Annotated in this window: 14 protein-coding genes and 2 pseudogenes; 14 read left to right on the top strand and 2 right to left on the bottom strand. The window is 34.1% G+C overall.

Annotated elements, in window-relative coordinates:
- Positions 1–48: 48 nt before the first annotated feature.
- The 3 genes and pseudogenes from JOOMADRAFT_RS05975 to JOOMADRAFT_RS05985 all read left to right on the top strand — a co-directional run.
- Positions 49–2547 (top strand): annotated as a pseudogene (locus JOOMADRAFT_RS05975) (TonB-dependent receptor); the annotation flags it as partial.
- Between the two features lie 385 nt (positions 2548–2932).
- Complete coding sequence (locus JOOMADRAFT_RS05980) at positions 2933–3940, top strand: phytase (RefSeq protein WP_008611973.1); 1008 nt, start codon at positions 2933–2935, stop codon at positions 3938–3940.
- A gap of 67 nt (positions 3941–4007) precedes the next feature.
- On the top strand, positions 4008–4595 hold the full coding sequence (locus JOOMADRAFT_RS05985) for a DUF3332 domain-containing protein (RefSeq protein ID WP_008611974.1): 588 nt from the start codon (positions 4008–4010) through the stop codon (positions 4593–4595).
- A 114-nt stretch (positions 4596–4709) separates the two neighbouring features.
- Here the strand turns inward: JOOMADRAFT_RS05985 and JOOMADRAFT_RS05990 are convergent, their stop codons facing one another.
- Positions 4710–6968, bottom strand: a complete 2259-nt coding sequence (locus JOOMADRAFT_RS05990) for an acyl-CoA dehydrogenase family protein (RefSeq protein ID WP_008611975.1) — start codon at positions 6966–6968, stop codon at positions 4710–4712.
- 361 nt (positions 6969–7329) lie between these two features.
- Here JOOMADRAFT_RS05990 and JOOMADRAFT_RS05995 point away from each other — a divergent pair, with 361 nt between their 5' ends.
- From JOOMADRAFT_RS05995 to queG, 4 genes are all read left to right on the top strand, one after another.
- Complete coding sequence (locus JOOMADRAFT_RS05995; RefSeq protein WP_157136659.1) at positions 7330–7611, top strand: hypothetical protein; 282 nt, start codon at positions 7330–7332, stop codon at positions 7609–7611.
- 145 nt (positions 7612–7756) lie between these two features.
- Positions 7757–8779, top strand: coding sequence for a Holliday junction branch migration DNA helicase RuvB (gene ruvB / locus JOOMADRAFT_RS06000; RefSeq protein ID WP_008611976.1), 1023 nt, complete (start codon positions 7757–7759; stop codon positions 8777–8779).
- Between the two features lie 39 nt (positions 8780–8818).
- Positions 8819–10153, top strand: coding sequence for a cytochrome P450 (locus tag JOOMADRAFT_RS06005; protein ID WP_008611977.1), 1335 nt, complete (start codon positions 8819–8821; stop codon positions 10151–10153).
- On the top strand, positions 10150–11079 hold the full coding sequence (gene queG / locus JOOMADRAFT_RS06010; RefSeq protein WP_008611978.1) for a tRNA epoxyqueuosine(34) reductase QueG: 930 nt from the start codon (positions 10150–10152) through the stop codon (positions 11077–11079). Before JOOMADRAFT_RS06005 ends, queG begins: the two co-directional genes overlap by 4 nt.
- Positions 11080–11127: 48 nt before the next feature.
- On the opposite strand, the pseudogene JOOMADRAFT_RS06015 reads toward queG, so the two are convergent.
- A pseudogene (locus JOOMADRAFT_RS06015) lies at positions 11128–12186 on the bottom strand (bestrophin family protein).
- 277 nt (positions 12187–12463) lie between these two features.
- Between JOOMADRAFT_RS06015 and JOOMADRAFT_RS06020 the strand changes: the two are divergent.
- The 7 genes from JOOMADRAFT_RS06020 (at position 12464) to JOOMADRAFT_RS06050 (ending at position 25014) form a co-directional block, all read left to right on the top strand.
- The gene (locus tag JOOMADRAFT_RS06020; protein ID WP_008611979.1) at positions 12464–14752 is read left to right on the top strand and encodes an NADP-dependent malic enzyme; all 2289 of its coding nucleotides are present in this window, start codon (positions 12464–12466) and stop codon (positions 14750–14752) included.
- An 84-nt stretch (positions 14753–14836) separates the two neighbouring features.
- Complete coding sequence (gene ruvA / locus JOOMADRAFT_RS06025; RefSeq protein WP_008611980.1) at positions 14837–15418, top strand: Holliday junction branch migration protein RuvA; 582 nt, start codon at positions 14837–14839, stop codon at positions 15416–15418.
- Between the two features lie 5 nt (positions 15419–15423).
- A complete protein-coding gene (gene sov / locus JOOMADRAFT_RS06030; protein WP_008611981.1) occupies positions 15424–22530 on the top strand; it encodes a T9SS outer membrane translocon Sov/SprA in 7107 nt (2368 codons plus the stop codon).
- 72 nt (positions 22531–22602) lie between these two features.
- Positions 22603–22983: a glycine cleavage system protein GcvH gene (gcvH, locus tag JOOMADRAFT_RS06035; RefSeq protein WP_008611982.1), complete on the top strand. Its 381-nt coding sequence runs from the start codon at positions 22603–22605 to the stop codon at positions 22981–22983.
- Positions 22973–23347 (top strand): VanZ family protein, encoded by a 375-nt coding sequence (locus JOOMADRAFT_RS06040; RefSeq protein WP_245547656.1) that lies wholly within the window; start codon positions 22973–22975, stop codon positions 23345–23347. The genes gcvH and JOOMADRAFT_RS06040 overlap by 11 nt, the downstream gene beginning before the upstream one ends.
- Positions 23348–23411: 64 nt before the next feature.
- Positions 23412–24122 (top strand): energy transducer TonB, encoded by a 711-nt coding sequence (locus JOOMADRAFT_RS06045; protein WP_008611985.1) that lies wholly within the window; start codon positions 23412–23414, stop codon positions 24120–24122.
- A gap of 112 nt (positions 24123–24234) precedes the next feature.
- Positions 24235–25014, top strand: coding sequence for an energy transducer TonB (locus JOOMADRAFT_RS06050; RefSeq protein WP_008611986.1), 780 nt, complete (start codon positions 24235–24237; stop codon positions 25012–25014).
- The last annotated feature ends 264 nt before the right edge of the window (positions 25015–25278 follow it).

Below are 25278 nucleotides of genomic sequence, written 5' to 3' on the forward strand. Positions count from 1 at the left end.
GTGTGGTTACTACAATTTACTGCATTTTAGCAGTTTGCACAACTTTTTCTAAATGCACAACGGGTTACAAATATTACAAATGTGGTTTCTACAGATCAGATTGGTAAATTCCCAGATGCTAATATAGGGGATGCTGTAAAACGTATTCCAGGTATTACCATGCAGGTTGATCAAGGAGAAGCTCGAAATATTATTGTGCGTGGTTTATCGCCTCAATTAAACTCTGTAACCTTAAATGGAAGTAGAATTCCTTCAGCAGAGGGAGATAATAGAAACGTGCAAATGGATTTAATCCCAGCAGATATGATTCAGACTGTGGAAGTAAGCAAGGCTGTAACTCCAGATATGGACGGAGATGCTTTGGGAGGGTCTGTAAATTTAATTACTCGTACCGCTCCACAGGGTTTTAGAGTTTCTGCAACTGCTGGATCGGGAATCAATTTTATTACAGATAAAAGAATCCTTAACGGATCTCTGTTAGTAGGAGATAGAACTAAAGATGGAAAATTTGGATGGATGGTTTCTGCTTCTGTAAATGATAACGATTTTGGTTCTGATGATGTGGAAGCAGAATGGAGTAATGAGTTTGAATATAATACAGGAACTCAAGATGCCGATGGGGAGGATATAATTGAAGAAATGGAGGTAAATCCATATGCTACAGATTATGAAGTAAGAACGTATTTGGTACAAAGAATTAGACGTAGTTTCTCTGCTAACCTTGATTATAAGTTAGATGAAAACAATAGTGTGTACTTAAAAACAATGTACAATTGGAGAGACGATCGAGAGAATAGATATGCATATAGCAACGCAATTTTAGATGGAGAGGATATTTCTTCAAACGATTTTACAATTGATAGTAATAACAACTTGGTAAGCTTTCCAGTGGAAGCAAAACGAGAAACAAAAGGAAGTATTCCTGGCGGAAGAAATCAGAATGCGCGTTTAGAAGATCAGAGAATTCAAAACTACAGCATTGGAGGGGATCATTTATTCGGGAAGTTAAAGTTTGATTGGATGACTTCTTATGCAAAGGCTTCTGAGGAACGCCCGCATGAAAGATATATTACGTATGCAAGTGAGTTTGGAATCAACAGAAATTTAGATACTAAAAAGCCTTTATTTACGCCTCAAAATATAGATGATACAGCGCTAAGTAATTATGAGCTTGATGAGCTTACAGAAGAATATCAATATACAGAAGAGGAAGATTTAAATGCTTTTTTAAACTTTGAATTACCAGCAGATTTCTTCGGAAATGGAGACGGAACTATTAAGTTTGGTGCTCGTACTCGTTTAAAAAACAAAAATAGAGATAATAACTTTTTCGAGTATTCTCCACTAGGTTCTCAATATGACACTATGGATATGGTTGGAACTAAAGACTATACAGATCCAGACTACCTTGCTGGAAGTCAATACCAAGCAGGATATTTTGTAACTCCAGAATTTTTAGGGGACTTAAATCTTAACGATGGGAGTCAGTTTGAAGGGGAATCTGTTCCAGATGAATTTTTAAGAGCTAACTTTGATGTTGATGAGGATGTGTATGCTGGATATGTAATGACTACACAGCAATTAACAAATAAGTTAAGTGTTTTGGCGGGACTTCGTGTGGAAAACACTAGAGTTACTGCAACAGGAAACAGCATTATGGATGAAGAAGACTTAATTGGTCAGATTACAGAAAAAAGCTCTTATACAAATGTGCTTCCAGGAGTTCACTTTAAATATAATTTTACAGATAAAACTATTTTACGTTTAGCTTGGACAAATACCTTGGCTAGACCAAATTATGTAGATCTTGTTCCGTATGTAGATGTAATTTCTGAAGACGAAGAAATTGTTTTAGGAAATGCCGATTTGGATCCAACAACTTCAATGAACTTTGATTTAATGGCAGAGCATTATTTCCAATCTGTTGGGATTTTGTCTGGAGGGGTATTTTATAAGGATATAGATAAGTTTATTTATACATCTGTAATTGAAGCTACCGATAATACGTATGGAGATGGAACTACAGGCTTTGATTTATACCAGCCACAAAATGGAGAGAATGCTTCTATTTTTGGTGCAGAACTTTCTATACAAAGGCAATTAGACTTTTTGCCAGGCTTTGCAAAAAACTTCAATATTTATCTTAATTATACGTATTTAGCTTCAGATGCTAAAGGAATTAAAAATGAAGATGGAGATGAGCGAGATGATATCGATTTACCAAACACTGCTCCAAATATGTTTAATGGTTCTTTAGGGTATAATGACAAAAAGCTAAGTATCCGTTTATCTGCTAATTATTCCGATTCTTATATTGATGAAATTGGTGGAAATCCTTTTGAAGATCGTTACTATGATGAGCAGTTTTTCTTAGATTTTAATATTAGTTATGCTATAACAGATAATCTTAGAATTTATGCCGATTTAAATAATATCACCAACCAACCATTGCGTTACTATCAAGGACAAAAAGATAGAACAATGCAAATGGAGTATTATGAGAAGCGATTAACTTTCGGACTTAAATACGATTTGTTTAAAAAATAAGAATTGAACTCATCTTGACTTTTTGCTTAAACACAAAAAATCAAGATGAGTTCATTCATACAATTTTCGGGAGAGAAGCAATCGTATCGATTTTAATTCCAATTCTTCAGATTGCTTCGCCCGTTTTTGTTAAATATAAATCATTAATGTCCGAGTAAATATACAAGACCGTTTCACTGTAAGAGAAAAGAGCAAAGACTAAGCCTTAACTATTATAAAATGAGTAGTTTAAAGAAAAAACATTACTAACTCCTCTTTTTATTCATTTTTCTTGATAGTAAGGGGGCTATTTTTAAAAACCTCTTTTAAACCTTTGTATAAGTGGAGTCTAATAAATTCCGTTAACTTTTATCGGACAATAATAAAAATAAATAAAATATTCAAAATGAAAATATATAGAGTTTTAGCATTGACAGCACTTGTGGTAATTGGGTGTAAAAAGAATAATTTACCAGCTATAAGTCCAGATGTAATTACAGAATCTACATTACACGATACAGATGATCCTGCAATATGGGTTAACAAAAAAGATCCTTCTAAAAGTATTGTTTTTGGTACCGATAAAGATACCGATGGCGCTATTTATGCTTTTGATTTAGAAGGAAAAATAATAGAAAGTAAAACAATAAGAGGGTTAAAACGTCCAAATAATGTTGATCTTAGATACGATTTTCAATTAAACGATTCTACAAAAGTAGATGTATTAGCTTTTACTGAGAGAGAGCGTCAGCAAATACGATTGTTTTCAATTCCAGATATGAAACCTTTAGATGGTGGTGGTTTTCCTGTTTTTACTGATGTTACAGCGCCAGAACAAAATTTACCGATGGGAATAAGTTTATACCATTCTGAAGTAGATGGGGCTATGTATGCAATTGTAGGACGTAAAACAGGTCCGTTAGATGGTTATTTATATCAATACATCTTAAAATCGGATTCATTAGGAGTAAAAGCAGAACTAGTTCGAAAGTTTGGAAAATTTAGTGGGAAAAAGGAAATCGAAGCCATTGCTGTAGACGATAAGGAAGGAATAGTTTATTATTCTGATGAAGGTGCTGGAATACATAAGTATTATGCAGAGCCATCTAAAGGGAATGAAGAGTTAGCCTTTTTTGGGGGTGAATATTTTCTAGATGATATAGAAGGACTTTGCATCGCAGATTTACCTAATGGAGAGAGCTATATTATAGTTTCGAATCAGCAAAACCATAGTTTTGTAATTTTTAATAAAAACACGCATGAGTTTGTTAAGGAGTTGAATTTAAGTACACAAGAAACAGATGGTTGTGAGATTGTTACTACAAGCTTAACCCCTGTATTTAAAGACGGTTTGTTCGTTGCGATGAATAATGATAAGCGCTTTTTCTTCTATAACTTAGGAAAATTACTATAAAAAAGTGATGTTATTTCTAATTTTATTAATAAATTAGATTAACTAATAATCAAAAAATTTTTTTATTATGAAAAAAGTTGTCATTTCTGGTGCGTTAGCACTTACTATTTTATGTTCAAGCTGTTTAGGGTCTTTTAGCGCTTTCAATGGTTTGAAAGATTGGAACCAAGGAGTAACAGGAAATAAGTTTGTGAACAACCTTATCTTTTGGGGTTTAAACATTATTCCAGTATACGGTTTATTCTTTTTGGGTGATGCAATTATTTTTAATGTAATTGAGTTTTGGACAGGTTCTAATCCAATTGCAATGAAAGAGGGAGAAAAAGAAACTCAGATTGTCGAAAGAGACGGAAATACTTATGAAATGACAGCTACTAAAAATAGAATGCAAGTATCTGTTGTGGAAGGGCCTAAAAAAGGAGAAAAAGTAGATTTAGTTTATAGCCCAGATGCTAAGTCATGGAGTGCTATTAAACCAACAGGAGAAGTTATTGAACTTTCTTCATTCAAAGAAGGAATGTATATTGTACACCTTCCAAATGGAGAAGAAGTTAAGATTGATCCTGCAACTCCAAGAGCAGAAGCTGTAGCTTATTTACAAGAAAGAGTAGCTTGTAACTATAGTGATGCAATGGTTGCTTCTTTAGAAGATTAATTATTATACATAACACTTATTAAGTGGCTGTTTAAAAAATGTTTTGTAGTTGTCAAACTGAGCTCAGGATGACACTTAGCGTATAAATATTTTTTAGACAGCCACTTTTTGTTGCTATAAAATTGGAGTTTTTAAGCAGCTTTTTGGAATCCCGAAGCCATCAACAAGCGTATTTACATGTGGCCTTAATTCCGAACAAATCCGTTCTACCTGCTTTCTAATAGCCTTAGATTTATTAGCACTTATATATCCATGTTCTAAATACCAAGCGGCATGGTGGTTTATCTCACTCAAAGCAAATAAAGCGCCTAATTTTTTAAATAAGAACCGAAGTTCTTCTTCCTGTATTTTTTCTACAAAATTTAAAAATTCATTATAAGATAATTCTTCACTATATGCTTTTCCTAGCATAACCATATGTGTTTGAACTTTAAGAAATGCTTGGTATGATGGAATTCCTTTTTTTATGTATTTCTGAACTCTAGAAGCAACAGAAAATGTAAGTCTACGGGTTCTGTATTCAAAAGCTTCTTTATGGAATTCAGTATCAAAGAGGTGTTCTTTATCTGTTTTATTGGTGAAAATAGGATTAATTGTAGTGAGTCTGTCGGATAATTGTGTGCCTACGTATTTGAGCACATCCATAAAATTATCACTGTTAAATTCAGTTTTGAAATTAGTTAAAATACCTTTGGCAGCTAATTGAATCAATACCGTGTTATCTCCTTCAAAAGTGGTAAAAATATCTACATCTCCTTTTATATGCGGAATTTTATTTTCTATTAAATACCCTTTCCCGCCACATGCTTCTCTACATTCTTGAATTGTTTGGTTAGAAAACCATGTAATTGATGCTTTTAGCGCAGCTGCTTGGGTTTCTATTTCTCTCCGCCCGTCTTCTTTAGAATTGGCATAATCCTTAATGAGTTTATCTAAAACAGTATGGTAAACATAAGATTTTGCTATGGGTTTAATTAAACGTAGTTGATGCGTAGGATAATCCATTATTAAATCCTCTTGGATTTTTTCATTACTGTTAAATTGTCGTCTTTGTAAGGCGTACTTTACAGCAATAGATAAAGCCTTTTTTGCACCACTTAATGCACCTTTTGCAACACAAATTCTACCACCAACCAAAGTGCCGAGCATGGTAAAAAAGCGTTTATTAGGATTTTCTATCGGGGAGGTGTAATTTCCATCTTTGTCAATATCTCCATACCTGTTTAATAAGTTTTCTCGTGGTACAGCAACGTTAGAAAACCAGATTTTTCCATTATCAACACCGTTAAGTCCCAGTTTGTAGCCGTTGTCTTCCACTTTTACACCAGGCATTAAATTGCCATCTTTATCTCTTATTCTGGTTAAGATAGCATGCACGCCTTCGTTTTTTCCGTTTACAATTAGTTGTGCAAAAACAGTTGCCATTTCCGCATGGAGTGCATTCCCGATGTATTCTTTATTATCGTTTTCTCCAGGAGTTTCAATAACAATAGAATCGGTTTCTTTTACATAAGTAGCAGTAGTTTTTACTCCTCTTACATTAGAGCCATGTCGGGTTTCGGTCATAGCGAAACAACCTAAAAGATTGGCTTCTCCAGTTTCTTTTAAATATTTGTCATGATGCTTTTTTGTTCCTAAGTTCTGGATACTTCCTCCAAAAAGACCAAACTGAACGCCAAATTTTATGGTTAGACTTCCGTCTACATACATTAGGTTTTCAAAAATACTTGCGTAAGTAGGCATGTTTCCAATACCTCCATATGCATTGTCATATGCCATTGCGCCATAGCCATCTTTTGCTAAAAATTTAACTTGTGTTAAAACATGATTTCTAAATTCTTCTTTGTTTCTTATAATTTGAAAATCAAAAATGGGATCATTTAATTTCTCTCGAAATTTATCAACATATGGAGCGTGTTCTCCTTTAAGGAGCGTGTCTATTTTTTCAGCTGAATAAAAAGCAGCGCTACTAGCAGTTTCTATTTTTACATCAAATAGATGATGATAATGATTGGGTTGAATCCCTAAATTAATCTCTATATATTTTAAACTTTCATCATAAATTTCTGTAGATTGACTATTGCTTGCCAACCTCATACTAAATGAGGTTAAGGGGTAAGCATCGCTTTCTATTAATTTTAATCCAGAATCATTAATTATTTTTTTCCAAGAAACAAGAGTTTCATCTAGAGGAGATTCTTCAGCATTAATCCATTTTTTAAGTGTGGTTTTGGCTGCTTCAGAAATAGAATCGGTTTCTATAGATTTTTTAAATACAGAAATCTCCGAAGGCGAAAGGAGTTCATCAGACCAAATAACATATAAAAAGGGAATATATTTTAGTATTTCGGCGGTATATGTAGTTTTCTTCATAGCTACAAATTACAAATTTCTATTTCAGAAAAATAAAATTTAACCAATTTATAACTTGGTAGCTTAAATCTTATTGGTCTTTAAATTATAGCCACAAATTCACGAATATATAATACTCTCTATACTTGGAGAAGTTCTTAATAGTAGGAAAAACAAAAAATATTAGTGAATTCGTGGCAGTAGTTTTCTTAATACTTTGTACTTCATACAAAATACCAAGAACGAAAATAACATTAGTGAATTCGTGGCAGTAATTTTCTATAGTTTAAGTCGCAGATACACGGATTTATATAGCAGAATTTTCTAAATACTTTGTACTTAATACTTCATACTAAATATCAAAAATAACATTAGTGAATTCGTGGCAAACATATTCTTATTTGATGCAGATAAATGCTTCCCCGCAGTCGGGAAGCATTATAAGGTTGCTGGGAAAGCATTCCAAGTCTGCAGGAAGGGTAACAATGCCTGGGGGAAGCTATACAAGTTCGGCAGGAAGGGTAACAATGTCCGGGGGAAGCTATACAAGTTCAGCGGGAAGGGTATTTACCATGTGGGGAAACCTTTTTTTAGTGCAGGAATACTTTTTAACCCCTTATTGAGGGTTTCTCCTCGATATTTTTATAAACTACTTATTTTGTAATAGTTACTATTTAGTCTTTATGCTGCTTTCTTGCGGCAAAATGGCCTTGTATATTTACCTGTACATAAATGAAGAAAAATATAGTTTTTTTATTGACAGTTAGCGAGCATTATCAATGAAAAAAAATCACGTACTTTTGTAATCTATGAACGAATATTTAGATCCTACAGGCGATAATTTTTCTGCGGAAGAAGTAGATATAGAAAAGGCATTACGACCGTTAAGTTTTGATGATTTTGCTGGTCAAGATCAAGTATTAGAAAACTTAACTGTTTTTGTGCAAGCGGCTAATCTACGTTCCGAAGCGTTGGATCATACTTTGTTTCATGGTCCTCCAGGGCTAGGAAAAACAACTTTGGCGCATATTCTGGCAAATGAGTTAGGGGTAGGAATAAAAGTAACCTCTGGACCAGTGCTTGATAAGCCTGGAGATTTAGCGGGATTACTTACTAATTTAGAGGAGCGCGATGTACTTTTTATAGATGAAATTCATAGATTGAGCCCTATTGTAGAAGAGTATTTGTATTCTGCAATGGAAGATTATAAAATCGATATTATGATTGAAAGTGGTCCTAATGCAAGGACGGTGCAGATTAATTTGAATCCGTTTACACTTATAGGTGCTACCACACGCTCTGGATTATTAACAGCACCAATGCGTGCTAGATTTGGAATTAGTAGCCGACTCCAATATTATTCTACGGAGTTATTGGCAGATATTGTTCAAAGAAGTGCACAAATTTTAAAAATGCCAATTTCTATGGAAGCGGCTATAGAAATTGCAGGTCGTAGTAGAGGAACGCCTCGTATTGCAAATGCACTTTTACGCAGGATTCGAGATTTTGCTCAGATAAAAGGTAATGGAAAAATAGATATTGAAATTTCTAAATTCGGACTCAAAGCGCTTAATGTAGATGCCTTTGGTTTGGATGAAATGGATAATAAAATTCTAACAACTATTATTGATAAATTCAAAGGAGGGCCAGTGGGAATTACTACATTGGCAACTGCGGTATCCGAAAGTGCGGAAACTATTGAAGAGGTGTATGAGCCTTTTTTAATACAACAAGGATTTATCCATAGAACTCCACGTGGGAGGGAGGTTACCGAGCTTGCTTATAAACATTTGGGAAGAGTAAAAGGAGGGATTCAAGGAGGACTATTTTAAAGTATTTCTTATTGGAAATAACAAAAATTCGAGATTTTTATGCATAAATTACCGAAAGTTCCACATTGGAGAGTGATTTTAAATGCAAAGCGGATTTTAAAAAATCCTATTTCTTTTCATAGAGAGATTTTTGAAGAATTAGGAGCAATCTTTACGGTTCGGACGCCTGCTGGAGAACCAGTTGTTTTTACAAAAAATCCAAAAATTATTCGGCATGTCCTTCAAAAAAATCATGGGAATTATAAAAAATCACCATTACAAACCGAGGATTTAGCAAATTATATTGGTCGTGGTTTATTAACTTCAGAAGGGGAACATTGGCTTGTACATCGAAGAATGATACAACCAGCATTTCATAAAAAGAAGCTAGCAGATTTGCTTCAAATAATGTGTCAAGCAATAAAAGGAGAGCTTCTTCAGATTAAAGAAAATACTACATTGGATGTTTATCCGTTAATGGGCGACTTAGCATTTCAGGTGGTTGCAAAATCGTTGTTTAGCAGGTCGGATATCCGAGAGGCTATGGCAAAACTTCAGCATATAACAGAAGTGAATCAGCAAATGGTAATTCGAGAAATGAGACAACCTTATCTTCAATGGTGGTTTTCTTTATCAGGAATGAAAAATAGACATCTTGGATATGCTAAAGAAGGAAGGGATATTCTAAATACCATAATCGAAGAAAGGATTTCTTCAGAAAAAGAAGAAAATGATCTTCTCGATATGTTGCTAAATGCTAAATATGACGATGGAACTTTTATGTCGAGACAGCAATTAATCGATGAGGTTTTAATTTTATTTACTGCGGGACATGAAACAACAGCAAATGCGCTGAGTTTTACATTATTTCTCTTGGCTAAAAATCCTGAAATTCAAGAGAAACTTTATCAAGAAGTAAAAAATATAAATATTGATGAAGGTAATTTAGCTGAAATTTTTGGGAAACTACCTTATGCAAAAGCCTGTATTGAAGAGGCAATGCGTTTGTATCCGCCCGTATATGTTATAGATAGAGTAGCTGTTGAAGATGATGAGGTAGAGGGACATACTTTTAAAAAGGATACACTTATATTATTGTCTATTTATGAGTTGCAAAGGGAGCAGAATTTTTGGGAATATCCAGACGAATACCGTCCAGAACGATTTTTAGATATCGATAAAAAAGAATATTCAGGATATTATTATCCATTTGGAGCGGGTCCACGAATGTGTGTTGGAAATAACTTTGCTATGTTTGAAATGATACTTGTTTTGGTAGAAGTAATTAAAAAGTATGAAATATCTTCTAAATTAAATGCCATAGAGATAAACCCACTTATTTCGTTAAAGCCTAAAAACGTTCCACTTTATTTTAAAATGAGAGTTAATAATTGACAGTAAAAGAAAAACATACAGCCCTAATTAAAACGGAAGCTAAACGCCTCGGATTTTTGTCGTGTGGAATTTCTAAAGCAGATTTTTTAGAAGAAGAAGCGCCTAGATTGGAGAAATGGTTGAAAAATAATATGCATGGCGAAATGCAGTATATGGAAAATCATTTTGATAAGCGTTTAGATCCGCGACTTCTAGTAGAGGGGTCAAAATCTGTAATATCGTTATTGCTAAATTATTTTCCTTCGCAAACCCAACAAGATCCAGAAGCGCCTAAAATATCAAAGTATGCTTATGGAACCGATTACCATTTTGTAATAAAAGATAAATTAAAACAACTTCTAACTTTTATAGAAACGGAAATAGGAGAAGTTGGTGGGCGAGCTTTTGTAGATTCTGCACCTGTGCTTGATAAGGCTTGGGCAGCAAAAAGTGGATTAGGATGGGTAGGTAAAAACAGTAATTTACTTTCTAAGCAAGTGGGGTCTTTCTTTTTTATTGCTGAATTAATAGTAGATTTAGAGTTGGAATACGATGCGCCTGTAACAGATCATTGTGGGAGTTGTACTGCCTGTATAGATGCTTGCCCTACAGAAGCAATTACAGAGCCCTATGTGGTGGATGGCAGTAAGTGTATTTCTTATTTTACGATTGAATTGAAAGACCAAATTCCTACAGAATTTTCAGGTAAATTTGATGATTGGATGTTTGGTTGCGATGTGTGTCAAGATGTATGCCCATGGAATCGTTTCTCAAAACCTCATAACGAACCCCTTTTTAATCCAAATCCTGAACTTCTTTCTATGTCGAAAAAAGATTGGGAAGAAATTACACAAGAGGTTTTTAGTGAAATTTTTAAAAAATCGCCCGTAAAGCGAACAAAATTTGCTGGATTAAAACGAAATATTGAGTTTTTGAAGGACAAATAATCCATTCAAACAGACATAGTAGAAAGAGAATTATTTTAAGCTAGGATTTTACATCTGCACATAACTTCTTTCTTCAAATTGATTTGGGATGCTTTCTGGATCTTCGCCTAGATTCTGTCTTAAATCTATTTCGATTCCTCTTGTAATGGTAGAAATAGGCACGTCGTTTGCAGAGCCTTCAAATGGATTTTCACCAACTCTTCCTATCCTATTCATAGTATGAAAAACCCACATTACAGCTATTGAAAAAGGAACAGATAACCAAACAAACCATTGATCTAAACCAACTGTTTTTTTTGCAAGGGTTTCTCCTAAATCATGAAATTGAGCAGCAATAGCTATAGGGATTGTCAAAATAAAAAGCCAAGTAAAGTAGTGTAAAAGAGAGGCAAACTGTCTTGGATATGGAAAGTTTTTTATCCTTTCAGATTTACCTTGGTGTGTAAAAAGTTCTTCTATTACATTTTCTAATTCTAAAAAAGAAAACTCCCAAATAAGCCCCTTTTCTTTTAATTTTTTTAAATGCTTGGATTGTAAATATAAAATTGCAGTTTGTTTGTTGCTTTTATTTTGAAGATGTTCAATTTCTTCTTTAGATAGGTAAGGGGTAATAGCTTCGTTGAAAGGGATATTAAATTCAGGAACATAAATTTTATTTGCCCACTCTTTATTAGTGTTTTCCTTCATTACGTATTCCCATGGTTTGGGTTGCCGCATTGCATAACGCAAAGCGGTCATCCAAGCAATATGTCTGTAGGTTATTGTTTTAATTTCTTGTTGAAGTTCCTCTTCACTTATAGGATTTTACGCATGTTCATTATTGATAAAGTCTTTTGTCTTCATTCCAAAAGTTCTGGAAGAATTAACTATAGAACCCCATATTTGTCTTGCTTCCCAAATTCTACCATAAGCAGAATTACTCTGAAAACCAATAATAAAAGCAACAGCAGTACCTACTAAAGCAACTGGAGTAAAAGGGATTTGTACAATCCCATCACTTAAATTAAATATAAGAACTTCTATAGTGGCAATAATTATAAATTTGTAGAGTTCAAAGCGTGTCCAAAGCAACATATCCTTTGCACCAAATATCTTTTGTGTATACATGAAGTATTATTTAGCTTGATAATTGTTAAGCGTTAAGCAATTAAATATAGTAAAAATATTATATATCTAAATGCAGCGCTAAGACATAATTAATTGTAATTTAAGAGATGTATAATTATTTAAAATTTACAAAAACATTTCACTTTTGAGGTGTTTTATTAGAACAAGTTTCTTATACCTTTGTATGATAAAATGAATTGTCGTTTTTGATGTTATAAATTATAAGTAAATAGGAGTCTAGATATTCAGTATCCAATTAAGGATTAAAATAGCAACTATGAGTAAAGAAAGTAGAAGAAGAGAAGCTTTAGTATACCATGCTAAGCCCCAGCCGGGAAAAATAAAGATAGTCCCAACAAAACGTTATTCCACACAAAGAGATTTAGCGCTAGCATATTCTCCAGGAGTAGCAGAGCCTTGTTTGGAAATTGCAAAAAATAAAGACAACGTTTATAAATATACTGCTAAAGGAAATTTAGTAGCTGTAATTACTAATGGAACAGCAGTTTTAGGACTTGGAGATATTGGGCCAGAAGCCTCTAAGCCTGTTATGGAAGGAAAAGGATTGCTATTTAAGATTTTTGCAGATATAGATGGAATGGATATCGAATTAGATACTAAAGATATCGATAAGTTTATTGAAACTGTAAAAACAATAGCCCCAACTTTTGGAGGAATTAATTTAGAAGATATAAAAGCTCCCGAAGCTTTTGAAATTGAGCGTCGTTTAAAAGAAGAGTTGGATATTCCTGTAATGCACGACGACCAACATGGAACAGCAATTATTTCTGCAGCAGCATTGTTAAATGCATTAGAAATTGCTGAAAAGAAGATAGAAGACGTAAAAATTGTGATTAGTGGAGCTGGAGCAGCTGCAGTTTCTTGTACAAGACTTTACAAAGCATTTGGTGCTATGCCAGAAAATATTGTAATGCTAGATAGTAAAGGGGTTATTAGAAAAGATCGAGAAAATCTTTCAAAAGAAAAATTAGAGTTTGCTTCCGATAGAAAAATAGATACTTTGGAAGAGGCTATGGTAAACGCCGATGTGTTTATAGGTCTTTCAATTGCCGATATTGTTTCGCCAGCAATGTTAAATTCAATGGCAGATAATCCTATAGTTTTTGCAATGGCAAATCCAGATCCAGAAATAGATTATGAGCTTGCAATGAGCACTCGTAAAGATATTATTATGGCAACTGGAAGATCCGATCATCCTAATCAGGTAAATAATGTACTAGGTTTTCCTTTTATTTTTAGAGGGGCTTTAGACGTTCGTGCTACAAAAATTAATGAGGAAATGAAAATGGCTGCTGTAAAAGCATTAGCCGAGTTAACAAAAGAGCCAGTTCCTGAACAAGTAAATATTGCATACGGAGAAACCCGATTAAATTTTGGTCGCGATTATATTATTCCTAAACCATTTGATCCAAGACTTATTGCGTCTGTACCGCCAGCGGTTGCAAAAGCTGCAATGGATAGTGGAGTTGCCAAAGAGCCAATAGAAGATTGGGCTAAATATGAGGAAGAGTTATTACAACGTTTAGGAAACGATAATAAAATTGTTAGGTTACTACACAATAGAGCAAAAACAAATCCTAAAAAAGTAGTTTTTGCAGAAGCAGATCATTTAGATATTTTAAAAGCTGCTCAAATTGTTTTAGAAGAAGGAATTGCAGAACCTATTTTATTAGGAGATAAAGAAACGATTCTTGAATTGATGAAGGAAATCGATTTTGATGCGGACGTTTTAATTATCGATAATAAAACAAATGAGTGTAATGAGAAGAAAAATCAGTACGCAAAAAAATATTGGGAGGCTAGAAAGCGTCATGGAGTAACCTTCTACGATGCGCAAAAGAAAATGCGCGACCGTAATTATTTTGCTGCCATGATGGTAAATGAAGGAGATGCGGATTGTTTGATTTCTGGGTATTCTAGAGCGTATCCAACCGTTGTCCGTCCGATGTTAGAACTTATCGGAAAAGCAAGTGGGGTAAGTAAGGTTGCAGCCATGAACTTAATGATTACAGAGCGTGGACCAATGTTTTTATCAGATACCTCAATAAACATAGAACCTACCTCAAAAGAGTTGGCTAAAATAGCGCAAATGACAGCAACTGCGGCAAAAATGTTTGGGATAGAACCTGTTATTGCAATGCTTTCTTATGCAAACTTTGGTTCTTCTAGAGATGATAGAGCAAACAAGGTTGGAGATGCCGTGGCATATTTACACCGCCATTATCCAGATATTACGGTTGATGGAGAGGTGCAATCAGATTTTGCTTTGAATAAAGAATTGCTTCAGAGTCAGTTTCCATTTTCAAAACTTGCTGGAAAAAAAGTGAATACATTGATATTTCCAAACTTAGATTCGGCAAATATTACTTATAAATTAATGAAAGAATTGAATCAATCAGATTCTATTGGACCAATCTTACTTGGAATGAATAAACCAGTACATATTTTACAGTTAGGTGCTGGGGTTGAGGAGATTGTGAATATGACGGCTGTAGCGGTTGTAGATGCTCAAGAAAAAGAAAAGCGACAGAAAGCAGCCTTATAGTAAGAAATTTAAATTCAAAATAAGATTAAATGCTCTAAGTGTAATTAAATTTGTTACATTTGGAGCATTAACGTTTTATTAAGAATGATTACACAGATCAAAGGAAAACTTGTTGAAAAGAATCCAACCGATGTGGTTATCGAGTGTAATGGAGTAGGATATCAAATACATATATCTTTGAATACCTATTCGAAGATATCCTCCAATGAAAACTTACAGTTGTATACCCATTTACAAGTAAAAGAAGATTCACACACCCTTTACGGTTTTGCAGATAAAGCAGAAAGAGAAATTTTTAGATTGCTAATTTCTGTTTCAGGAATTGGGGCAAGTATTGCTAGAACAATGCTAAGCTCTTTAGAACCTGTGCAAATACGAGATGCAATTGCTTCTAGTGATGTTGCAACCATTCAATCTGTAAAAGGAATCGGTGCAAAAACTGCACAACGTGTAATTATAGATTTGAAAGATAAAATACTTAAAATTTACGATATTGATGAAGTTTTTGCTAAGCAGGACAATACAAATAAAGATGAAGCGTTATCAGCTTTAGAGGTTTTGGGATTTGCCCGAAAACAAGCTGAAAAGGTGGTGGATAAGATTGTGAAAACTGAACCCGATTTAAGTGTTGAAAGCATAATAAAAAACGCGCTTAAAAACTTATAACTGGCTTGAAAACTATAACCAGCCCTAACTTAATTAATAAACAGTTGAGAATATTTATTGTTGTTTGCTGTTTATTTTTAACAACTACTGTATTTTCCCAGGAGGAGTCCGAGCAAGAGCAAGATTCCACCCAGGCAGGGGTTTCCTTGGGTAGAATTAAAATGCAGAAGTTAGAAAGCGTTTCTTCAAAATATACCTACGATCCAGTAACAGATAAATATATTTATACAGAATCTATAGGGAATTATGATATCTCTTATCCTGTTATTCTAACTCCTGAAGAGTATGAGCGACTCATTTTAAATGAGCAAATGAGAGATTATTTCAAAGAGAAAATCGATGCTGTTTCTGGGAAAGAAGGAACAGAAGAGGCTCAGAAAAATCTTTTACCTAACTTTTATGTGAATTCTAATTTCTTTGAAAGTGTTTTTGGAGGGAATACTATAGAAGTAATTCCACAAGGATCTGTGGCGATGGACTTGGGAGTGCGTTTTCAAAAAAATGATAATCCAGCCTTATCACCAAGAAATAGAAGTAATGTTTCCTTTGATTTTGATCAGCGTATTAGTTTGAGTTTATTAGGGAGAGTAGGTACGCGGTTATCAATTAATGCAAATTATGATACAGAGGCAACCTTCGATTTTCAAAATCTTATAAAACTTGAATATACTCCAAATGAAGATGATATTATTCAGAAAATAGAAGTTGGTAATGTAAGTATGCCACTTAATAGCTCTTTAATAAATGGAGCACAAAGTCTTTTTGGGGTAAAAACAGAATTGAAATTTGGTAGAACTACTGTAACTGGTGTTTTTTCGGAACAACGCTCTCAAAGTAGAAGTGTAACAGCGCAAGGAGGAGGAACTATCAACGAATTTGAGATATTAGCGTTAGATTACGATGAAGATAGACACTTCTTCTTATCGCAATATTTTAGAGATCAATACGATCAGGCCTTAGAAAATTACCCTTTTATTAGAAGTCAAGTTCAAATTACGAGAATTGAGGTTTGGGTAACAAATAGAGCACAGCGTACAGATAACGTAAGAAACTTAGTGGCACTTCAAGATTTAGGAGAACCAGAGCCAGCCAATACGCGTATTAATCAGAATGCGCCTCCAGGATTTTTTGGTACTATTAATAACTTACCCCGAAATGCCTCCAATGCTTACGACCCTTTCAATATAGGGGGAGCTGGTTCTGCGTTGACAGAATCTATTAGGGATATAGCTACTGTTCAGCAAGGATTTAATGTTGCTGGCTATAATCCGAGTCAGGGGTTTGATTATTCTATCTTAGAAAATGCTAGAAAATTAGAGCCAAATCGTGAATACACAGTAGATACACAACTCGGTTATATCTCCTTAAACCAAAGATTAAGTAATGATGAGGTTTTAGCTGTTGCATTCCAATATACCTATCAAGGAGAAGTGTATCAAGTGGGGGAATTTGCAAATGATGGGGTAAATGCTACAGAGTTTGAAGAAACAAATGGGGTGGTAACGCAAGTAAATCCTCAGGCGTTAGTTTTAAAAATGCTGAAAAGTAATATTACCAATGTTAGCGACCCTATATGGGATTTAATGATGAAAAACTTCTACTCAACAGGAGCATATCAGCTTTCTCAAGAAGATTTCAGAATGAATATTTTATATACAGATCCTTCACCAATAAATTACATCACTCCGGTAGACGATGCTACTTGGCCGCAAGGATTGGAAGATAGAATATTGCTAGATGTTTTTAATTTTGACAGATTAAATGTGTATAACGATCCGCAGAATGGTGGAGATGGTTTCTTTGATTTTCTGCCTGGTGTAACTGTAGATGTACAAAATGGCTTAATAAAGTTTACAAAAGTAGAACCTTTTGGAGAGTTTTTATATGATGTTTTAGGAGGAGGAAATAACTATGATGATCCTAATTTTACTCCTAATAATGACAATCAAGCGCAATATGTGTATCGAAACATGTATAAACTTACAAAAGCTGCTTCTTTAGAAAGTGCTGAGAAAAATAAGTTTATGCTTAAAGGGCGTTATAAAGCAGAAAGTTCTGGAGGAATTCCATTAGGCGCTTTTAATGTTCCTCGAGGTTCTGTAAGAGTTACTGCTGGCGGAAGAGTGCTTCAAGAAGGAATTGATTATACAGTAAATTATCAGGCGGGAACAGTTCAGATTTTAGATGAAGGCCTACGAGCATCCAATGTTCCAATTGAAGTGTCCGTGGAAAATAATGCCGTTTTTGGACAACAAACTAGAAGATTTTCTGGAGTTCATATAGAGCATCAATTTAACGAAGATTTTATGTTGGGAGGTACGTTTTTAAATATGAGTGAGCGTCCGTTAACACAAAAGTCAAACTTCGGAATTGAACCTGTAAATAACACCATTCTTGGTTTGAATGGAAACTATTCTAAAGAGCTTCCTTTTTTAACTAGGTTAGTAAATAAACTTCCGAATATAGATACCGATGTAGCGTCTAACCTGTCTGTGCGTGGAGATTTTGCTTATTTATTGCCAGGCTCACCAAAGAGCTCCGACTTTGATGGGGAGACAACCTCATATTTAGACGATTTTGAGGGAGCTCAGGCATTTATAGATATTAGATCCTCTTTAGCTTGGTCTTTAGCTAGTGCTCCAATAGGATATGGAGGAGAAATTGAAAATGATAATATAGCCTCTAGAGCAAAACGGGCAAAAATGGCATGGTATACTATTGATCCAATTTTTTATAGTAACCAACGTCCAGGAGGAATTACGGATGATGATATCTCTACAAATCAAACACGACGAATTTTTATTGATGAAATTTTTCCTCAGCAAGATGTAGCGCAAGGTCAAACATTGGTACAGCCTACTTTAGATGTTGCATATTATCCTGGAGAGAAAGGACAGTATAACGATAATGCTAATTTCGAAACACTTCCAGCTCAAGAACGTTGGGGAGGAATTATGCGCTCTGTTAATAGTACAAATTTTGAGCAATCTAATGTTGAGTATATCCAATTTTGGCTTTTAGATCCTTATTATGAAGATGGTCCAACAACGGGTGGAAGTGGAGAACTTGTATTTAATTTAGGGAATATAAGTGAAGATATTTTAAAAGATGGAAGGAAGCAGTATGAAAATGGATTGCCAGTAGAAAGTAACCCTGCGTTAGTAAATACTACCTCTTTTGGTAGAGTACCTTCAACACAATCTTTAGTCTATGCTTTTAATGCAGATACTTCCAATAGAAATATTCAAGATGCTGGTTATGATGGACTTTTAGATGATCAAGAGGCTAATTTTTATAATAATCCAGGGCCAGATCCAGCTTTAGATAACTACCAGTTTTATTTAGAAGCTACTGGAGACATCTTAAATAGATATTATAATTATAATAATCCGCAAGGAAATTCTCCTGTACAAGTAGGAAATAATAATAGAGGTTCTACAACTTTACCAGATGTGGAAGATGTTGATCGTGATTTAACGATGAATACGGTGGATAGTTATTTTCAGTATAGAATTCCAATTGGACCAAATATTCAACGTACCGACCCTTTTGTTACAGACATTAAAGAGGTTGAGGTGGAAACACCAAATAATGATAATTACCGTGTGCGGTGGATTCAATTTAAAGTTCCTATTGATGAATATGATGAGGCTATAGGAGGAATTACCGATATCCGATCTATCAGTTTTATGAGAATGTTTATGACAGGATTTAATGATCCTATTGTATTGCGTTTTGGAACCTTAGATTTAGTACGTGGAGATTGGAGGAACTACTCTCAAAGTTTACAGCCAGAAGACGATCCAGATCCAGATGACGATGGTACTTTTGTGGATGTAAATACCGTAAATATTCAAGAAAACGAACAAAGAGATCCTATTCCATATAGATTGCCGCCAGGGGTTGTTAGAGAACAATTAAATAATAACAATACAATTATACGTCAGAACGAACAATCACTTTCGTTTGCCGTTTGCGACTTAGAACCAGAAGATTCTCGAGGAGTATTTAAAAGTATTAATATTGATATTAGACAGTATAAGCGCTTAAAAATGTTTATTCATGCAGAGCAATATAAAACCAATCCGGTAGCAGATGGAGATTTGGTTGCTTTTTTAAGAATAGGAACAGATTTTACAGAGAATTATTATCAAGTAGAAGTTCCTTTACAGATAACTCCTGGAGGGACTACAGATCCATCAACAATTTGGCCTGATATAAATAGTATTGATTTACCGCTTTCTTTACTTTCAAAAATTAAAGCTGCCGGAATAGCTAATGGATCGCTTCAAGAGGTAACTTATTATGATGAAGAAGGGAATGAAATTGATGAATTTGCACCTCGAGAGCTTGGAGATATGCGAGTTGCGGTAAAAGGGAATCCTAGTTTAGGAAATATTAGAGCCGCTATGGTTGGGGTAAAAAATCCAAGTTCGGCTGTTGGAGATGATGTTTGTGGAGAGGTTTGGTTTAACGAATTGCGTTTGGCAGAATTAGATAACGAAGGCGGATGGGCGGCAATAGCAGCAATGGATTTAAACGTGGCTGATTTTGCTAATATTTCAGCTACTGGGAATATGAGTACTTCTGGATTTGGAAGCATAGATCAGACTCCAAATGAAAGAAGTCGTGAAGATGTGGTTGGTTATGCACTTAATAGTAATGTTAATTTGGGACAATTACTACCTAAAAATTGGGGGGTTCAAGTGCCTATGAATTATAGTGTTTCTGAAGAATTAATTACTCCAGAGTTTGATCCTTTATACCAAGATATAAAATTAGATGATAGACTGGATGCAGCAACGAGTACTCAAGAAAGAGAGCAAATAAGAAATCAAGCTGAAGATTACACAAAAAGAAAGAGTATAAACTTTATTGGAGTTCGAAAAAATAGAGGAGAAGAGCAAAAACCAACGGTATACGGTATTGAGAACTTCACTTTTAATTTTGCTTACAACCAAGTAGAGCATAGAGATTATGAAATTGAACGATTAAGGGATCAAAATGTAAGAACAGGGTTTTTATATAATCATAACTTTAAGCCATTGGAGGTGGTGCCTTTAAAGAATTCGGATTCTATTTTAAAAAGTAAGTATTGGGATTGGTTAAAAGAATTTAATTTCAATTTACTTCCAACAAGTGTTTCTTTAAATTCAAATATAACAAGGACTTTAAATAGACAATCTTTTAGACAAGTTTTAGCTGCAGGAGATTCCTCTAATTTATTAGGATTACCAGAAGTGCAGCAACGAAATTATTTATTCGATTGGCAATATGCAGTAAATTATAATTTGACAAAGTCGTTGCAGTTTAATTTTACAGCTGCCAACAATCATATTATAAAGAATTATTTTGAAGAAGACGAAAATGGAGATCAGATTGTAAATAGAGATCTCGCTCTGTGGGATGGTTTTTGGAATGTTGGAGATCCAAATAGGCATATGCAGCAACTTCAATTAAATTATGATATTCCGCTGGATAAGATTCCGTTTTTAAATTTTATTACTGCAACTTATGCCTATACGGGAGATTTTGATTGGCAACGTGGAAGTGAGGTTTTAAATGAAGTAGCAGGAGAAGATTTAAATACAATTCAAAATGCAAGTACTCATAATTTAAATGCTTCTTTTGGAATGGATAAACTCTATTCTTATCTCGGGTTAAAAAGAAAAACAGGTACTACTGCAAATCAGTCTTCTAGAGGAGCTTTACCAATTGCCGATCCAGATCAAGAACAAGCGCCAGCGGAAATTAAGACTAAAAAGTATGGAGGTTACAATACAATGATAGACTTGGTAACCATGGTTAAAAGAATCAATCTTAGTTATACTTCCAACACAGGAAAAGTGTTGCCGGGATATACGGAGTCGGTTGGTTTTATAGGAACATTGCGTCCTTCATGGGGGTTTGTTTTCGGAAGTCAGTCTGATGTTCGTTATGAAGCCGCCCAAAAAGGATGGTTAACTACCTTTCCAGAATTTAACCAGCAATATATGTCGAGAGAAGCTACGCAATTGAATATTTCTGCAAACGTTCAGCCCTTTAGAGATTTAACTATCGATTTGGTAGCAGATAGGCAGTATTCCGAATCGTATGCTGAAAACTATAAAATTGAAGATATAAATGGAGATGGGATTTTTGACTATAATGCGCTTATTCAAAATCAATATGGAGATTTCTCAATTTCTACAATAATGATAGGTACTTCTTTTGATCAAACTAAAGAAGAATCATCAGAAACATTTAATCAATTCAGTAAAAATAGAATTTTAATAGCCCAACGCTTGGCTGGAGAACCAGAAAACCCAGATGCTGCTGACTATCCTGTTGGGTATGGGCCAACCAATCAAGCTGTATTATTACCTGCATTTATAGCCGCTTATACTGGTAAAAATGCAAGTAGTGTCTCTTTAGGAGCTTTTAGAGATACTCCAATACCAAATTGGACGGTAAAGTATACTGGACTTATGCGGATGCAATGGTTTAAAGATAATTTTAGACGTTTTTCTTTGGCGCACGGGTATCGTTCTAGTTATAGTATTAATAGTTTTAGATCAAATTTGGATTACGGAAAAGGAAGTCAGTTTGATCAATCAGGAAACTATAAAAATGAAATTTTATACACCAATGCAACCTTGGTAGAGCAATTCAATCCACTGATTAGAATGGATTTTGAAATGAATAATTCTGTAAGTGTTTTAGCAGAAATGAGAAAGGATAGAGCGCTTTCTTTAAGTTTTGATAATAATTTACTTACTGAAATGGCAGGGAATGAATATGTTGTTGGTTTAGGATATAGAATTCCAGATCTTAGGTTTGTAACTAATATTGGAGGAAGAAGAAATGTACTGAAAGGCGATTTAAATTTAAAAGCAGATTTATCGTTACGAGACAATATAACGGTTATTAGAAATTTAGATATCAATACAAATCAAGTAACAGCAGGGCAGAATATTTGGGCACTTAAGTTTACTGCAGATTATGCGCTTACTAAGAATTTAACAACACTTTTCTTTTACGATCATACGTTCTCAGAGTTTAAAGTTTCCACTGCATTTCCGCAAACTACTATTCGTACAGGGTTTACATTACGATATAATTTTGGAAATTAACAACTTTCTGTTTGAAATCATTAGTATAAAGAATTACATTTGTCGAGCTAATATTATAATATTTTATTTTTTATGAACATTCCTTCAGAATTAAAATACACAAAAGACCACGAATGGGTTAAAATAGAGGGCGATGTAGCTACCGTAGGAGTTACAGATTTTGCTCAAGGTGAACTTGGAGACATCGTTTACGTAGAAGTAGAAACCGTAGATGAAACTCTAGAAAGAGAAGAGATTTTCGGGACAGTTGAAGCTGTAAAAACAGTTTCAGATTTATTTTTGCCACTTTCTGGTGAAATTATAGCGTTTAATGAGTCTCTAGAAGATGAGCCAGAAAAAGTAAATTCAGATCCTTATGGAGACGGTTGGATGATTAAAATTAAAATTTCTGATGCTTCTGAAGTTGAAGATTTATTGAGCGATGCCGATTATAAAGAACTTATTGGAGCTTAATAAAAATTGGTATCTTTTTTTAGCCGTTTTATGGCTGTTTTGTATTACAGTAGCAAGTTTAGTTTCCGTTGAAATTGTAAAAGAAGTCGAATCGGGGATTGAAGTTTCAGATAAACTAGTACATGGTATATTTTACTTTGTAAACACAGTTTTATTCTATTGTTACTATAAAAAAATCAATTTAAAAAGAGCAATTTCTAAAGTTTCTCTGTTTTCTTTTGCTTATGGTATAATTATTGAGTTATTACAATATGTATTACCATACGAAAGATCCTTTGATTTGAGAGATATTATCGCAAATTTAGTAGGAATTTTAATAGCTATCTTTTTGATAAACTTTTATTTAGCAAGAAGATTGCGTTAAAAAAGGAAATTTAATTGGAAATTACACAAATAAATAATTAAATTAGCAAACAAATATATAGATTATGGAACCTAAAAAGAATCCAAAAGCTGACTTAACTCGTAATAGCGGTTTATACTTTGCTATCGGGCTAGCTATCATCTCGTTTGTGTGTTGGCAAGCAATCGAATGGAAAAAATACGACAAAGTAGAAGCTTTTAATTATACTATGGATGTTGATGAGCAGTTAGAGGAAGAAGTGCCTTTGACGGAGCAAATTAAAACTCCACCACCTCCACCGCCACCAGCGGCACCAGAGGTTATTGAAGTTGTAGAAGATGAAGAAGAAGTAGAAGAAACAGTTATTGAGTCTACTGAAACTACTCAAGAAGAAGAGATTGCAGAAGTTGAAGACATTGTTGAGGTTGAAGAGCCTATTGATGTTGATGTACCTTTTACAGTTATTGAGGATAAACCAATGTTTGAAGACTGTAAAGGTGTTCCTAAAGCACAGCAATTTACTTGTTTTAAAGAAAATCTTGATAAGCACGTAAGAAAAACATTCCGTTACCCTGATATGGCTCAAGAAATGGGGATTCAAGGTAGAGTGTATGTAAACTTCCGTATTAATAAAGATGGTACTATTACTATTCTTAATACAAGAGCTCCAGATAAGAGTTTAGATGAAGAGGCAAGAAGAATTATTAATAAATTGCCTAAACTTATCCCTGGTAAACAAAGAGGTAGACCAACACCAGTAACATTTGCTTACCCAATTGTATTTAAATTAAACTAATTTAGTTTTATATAATATTTTTAAAAGCCTGAGTTTAAAACTCGGGCTTTTTTATTTTTGGTACGTTTCTTGAATGTGGTTTTGAAGTTAACTATTTTAAAACCATATATTTATGAAAGATTTTACAAAAAAAGAATCCGAAGTTGTTAAAGAACGCTCATCAAGAGCTTCTAAAAAAGATTTTAAGATTAAAGGCGGAGTAATTCGTTTTCAGATAGGATTGTTAGTAGCGTTGGTAGGATGTTATTTTTTAATCGAAACTGCATTTGCAATTCCAGAAGTGGCTAACTTACCTGAAGTATCTATGTTAGAAGAGGAAAAAGTGTATGTAATGCCTGCTTTTGAAGTAGAAAAGGTTAAAGAAGTTACACAGAAAAATGACCTTCCGAAAATTTCAAAATTGATTGATGAATTGAAAGTGGTAGATGATGATACTAAAATTGATGCTAAAGATGAGTTTTTAAATAAATCAGAAGATAAAATAGAAGTATCAGTAGACGATATAGTTAATGCGGAGCCTGTGGAAGACATAGGTCCTATCTCAATAAATACTGTTGAGTTTGTTCCTGTTTTTCCTGGTTGTGAAACTTTGGAAACAAATAGCGAGCGTAGAGATTGTATGAGTGATAAAATTAATAGGATTGTTCAGAAAAATTTTGACGCATCAATAGCTTCAGATTATGGGTTGAGTGGGACATTAAGGATAGATGTTCAGTTTAAGATTAATAAACAAGGAGAAGTTTCTGATGTTAAAGTTCGAGCTCCTCATAAATCATTAGAGAAAGAAGCGGCGCGAGTTACAGGGTTGATACCTCAGATGAAGCCTGGGAAACAGGGTAATCAGGAGGTTGATGTTGTTTTTTTAAAACCTATAATTTTTAAAGTGCAGTAATTTAACTGGATGCGATTTTTAAATTGTAGTGCAATGCCTTTTTTGTGTTTAATTCCTTATGGAGGGTTTGATCCCGAAGAGCTTGTCCTGAGTATATTAAAGAACTTTACATTGAAATGAGTTAAATTTGTTTCAATTCATACCTCGTGGGTTTGCCTCTAGGTATTTTTTTTGAGTAACATAGCAGTGTTGCAGAGCTGGAAAAGATAAAAAGCGAGTGCAAAAAGGTGTTTTTTTAGTTAATTGGGAAAATCAGGATGAGTT

It is taken from the genome of Galbibacter orientalis DSM 19592, assembly GCF_000260115.1.
In the GTDB taxonomy this organism is placed as follows: domain Bacteria; phylum Bacteroidota; class Bacteroidia; order Flavobacteriales; family Flavobacteriaceae; genus Galbibacter; species Galbibacter orientalis.

Excerpts from the sequence above, each read along its gene's own strand:
- JOOMADRAFT_RS05985 (WP_008611974.1), top strand. The coding sequence starts at position 4,008 with ATGAAAAAAGTTGTCATTTCTGGTGCGTTAGCACTTACTATTTTATGT.
- ruvA (WP_008611980.1), top strand. The coding sequence starts at position 14,837 with ATGATTACACAGATCAAAGGAAAACTTGTTGAAAAGAATCCAACCGAT.
- JOOMADRAFT_RS05980 (WP_008611973.1), top strand. The coding sequence starts at position 2,933 with ATGAAAATATATAGAGTTTTAGCATTGACAGCACTTGTGGTAATTGGG.
- JOOMADRAFT_RS05990 (WP_008611975.1), bottom strand. The coding sequence starts at position 6,968 with ATGAAGAAAACTACATATACCGCCGAAATACTAAAATATATTCCCTTT.
- ruvB (WP_008611976.1), top strand. The coding sequence starts at position 7,757 with ATGAACGAATATTTAGATCCTACAGGCGATAATTTTTCTGCGGAAGAA.
- JOOMADRAFT_RS06005 (WP_008611977.1), top strand. The coding sequence starts at position 8,819 with ATGCATAAATTACCGAAAGTTCCACATTGGAGAGTGATTTTAAATGCA.
- gcvH (WP_008611982.1), top strand. The coding sequence starts at position 22,603 with ATGAACATTCCTTCAGAATTAAAATACACAAAAGACCACGAATGGGTT.
- JOOMADRAFT_RS06020 (WP_008611979.1), top strand. The coding sequence starts at position 12,464 with ATGAGTAAAGAAAGTAGAAGAAGAGAAGCTTTAGTATACCATGCTAAG.
- JOOMADRAFT_RS06050 (WP_008611986.1), top strand. The coding sequence starts at position 24,235 with ATGAAAGATTTTACAAAAAAAGAATCCGAAGTTGTTAAAGAACGCTCA.
- JOOMADRAFT_RS06045 (WP_008611985.1), top strand. The coding sequence starts at position 23,412 with ATGGAACCTAAAAAGAATCCAAAAGCTGACTTAACTCGTAATAGCGGT.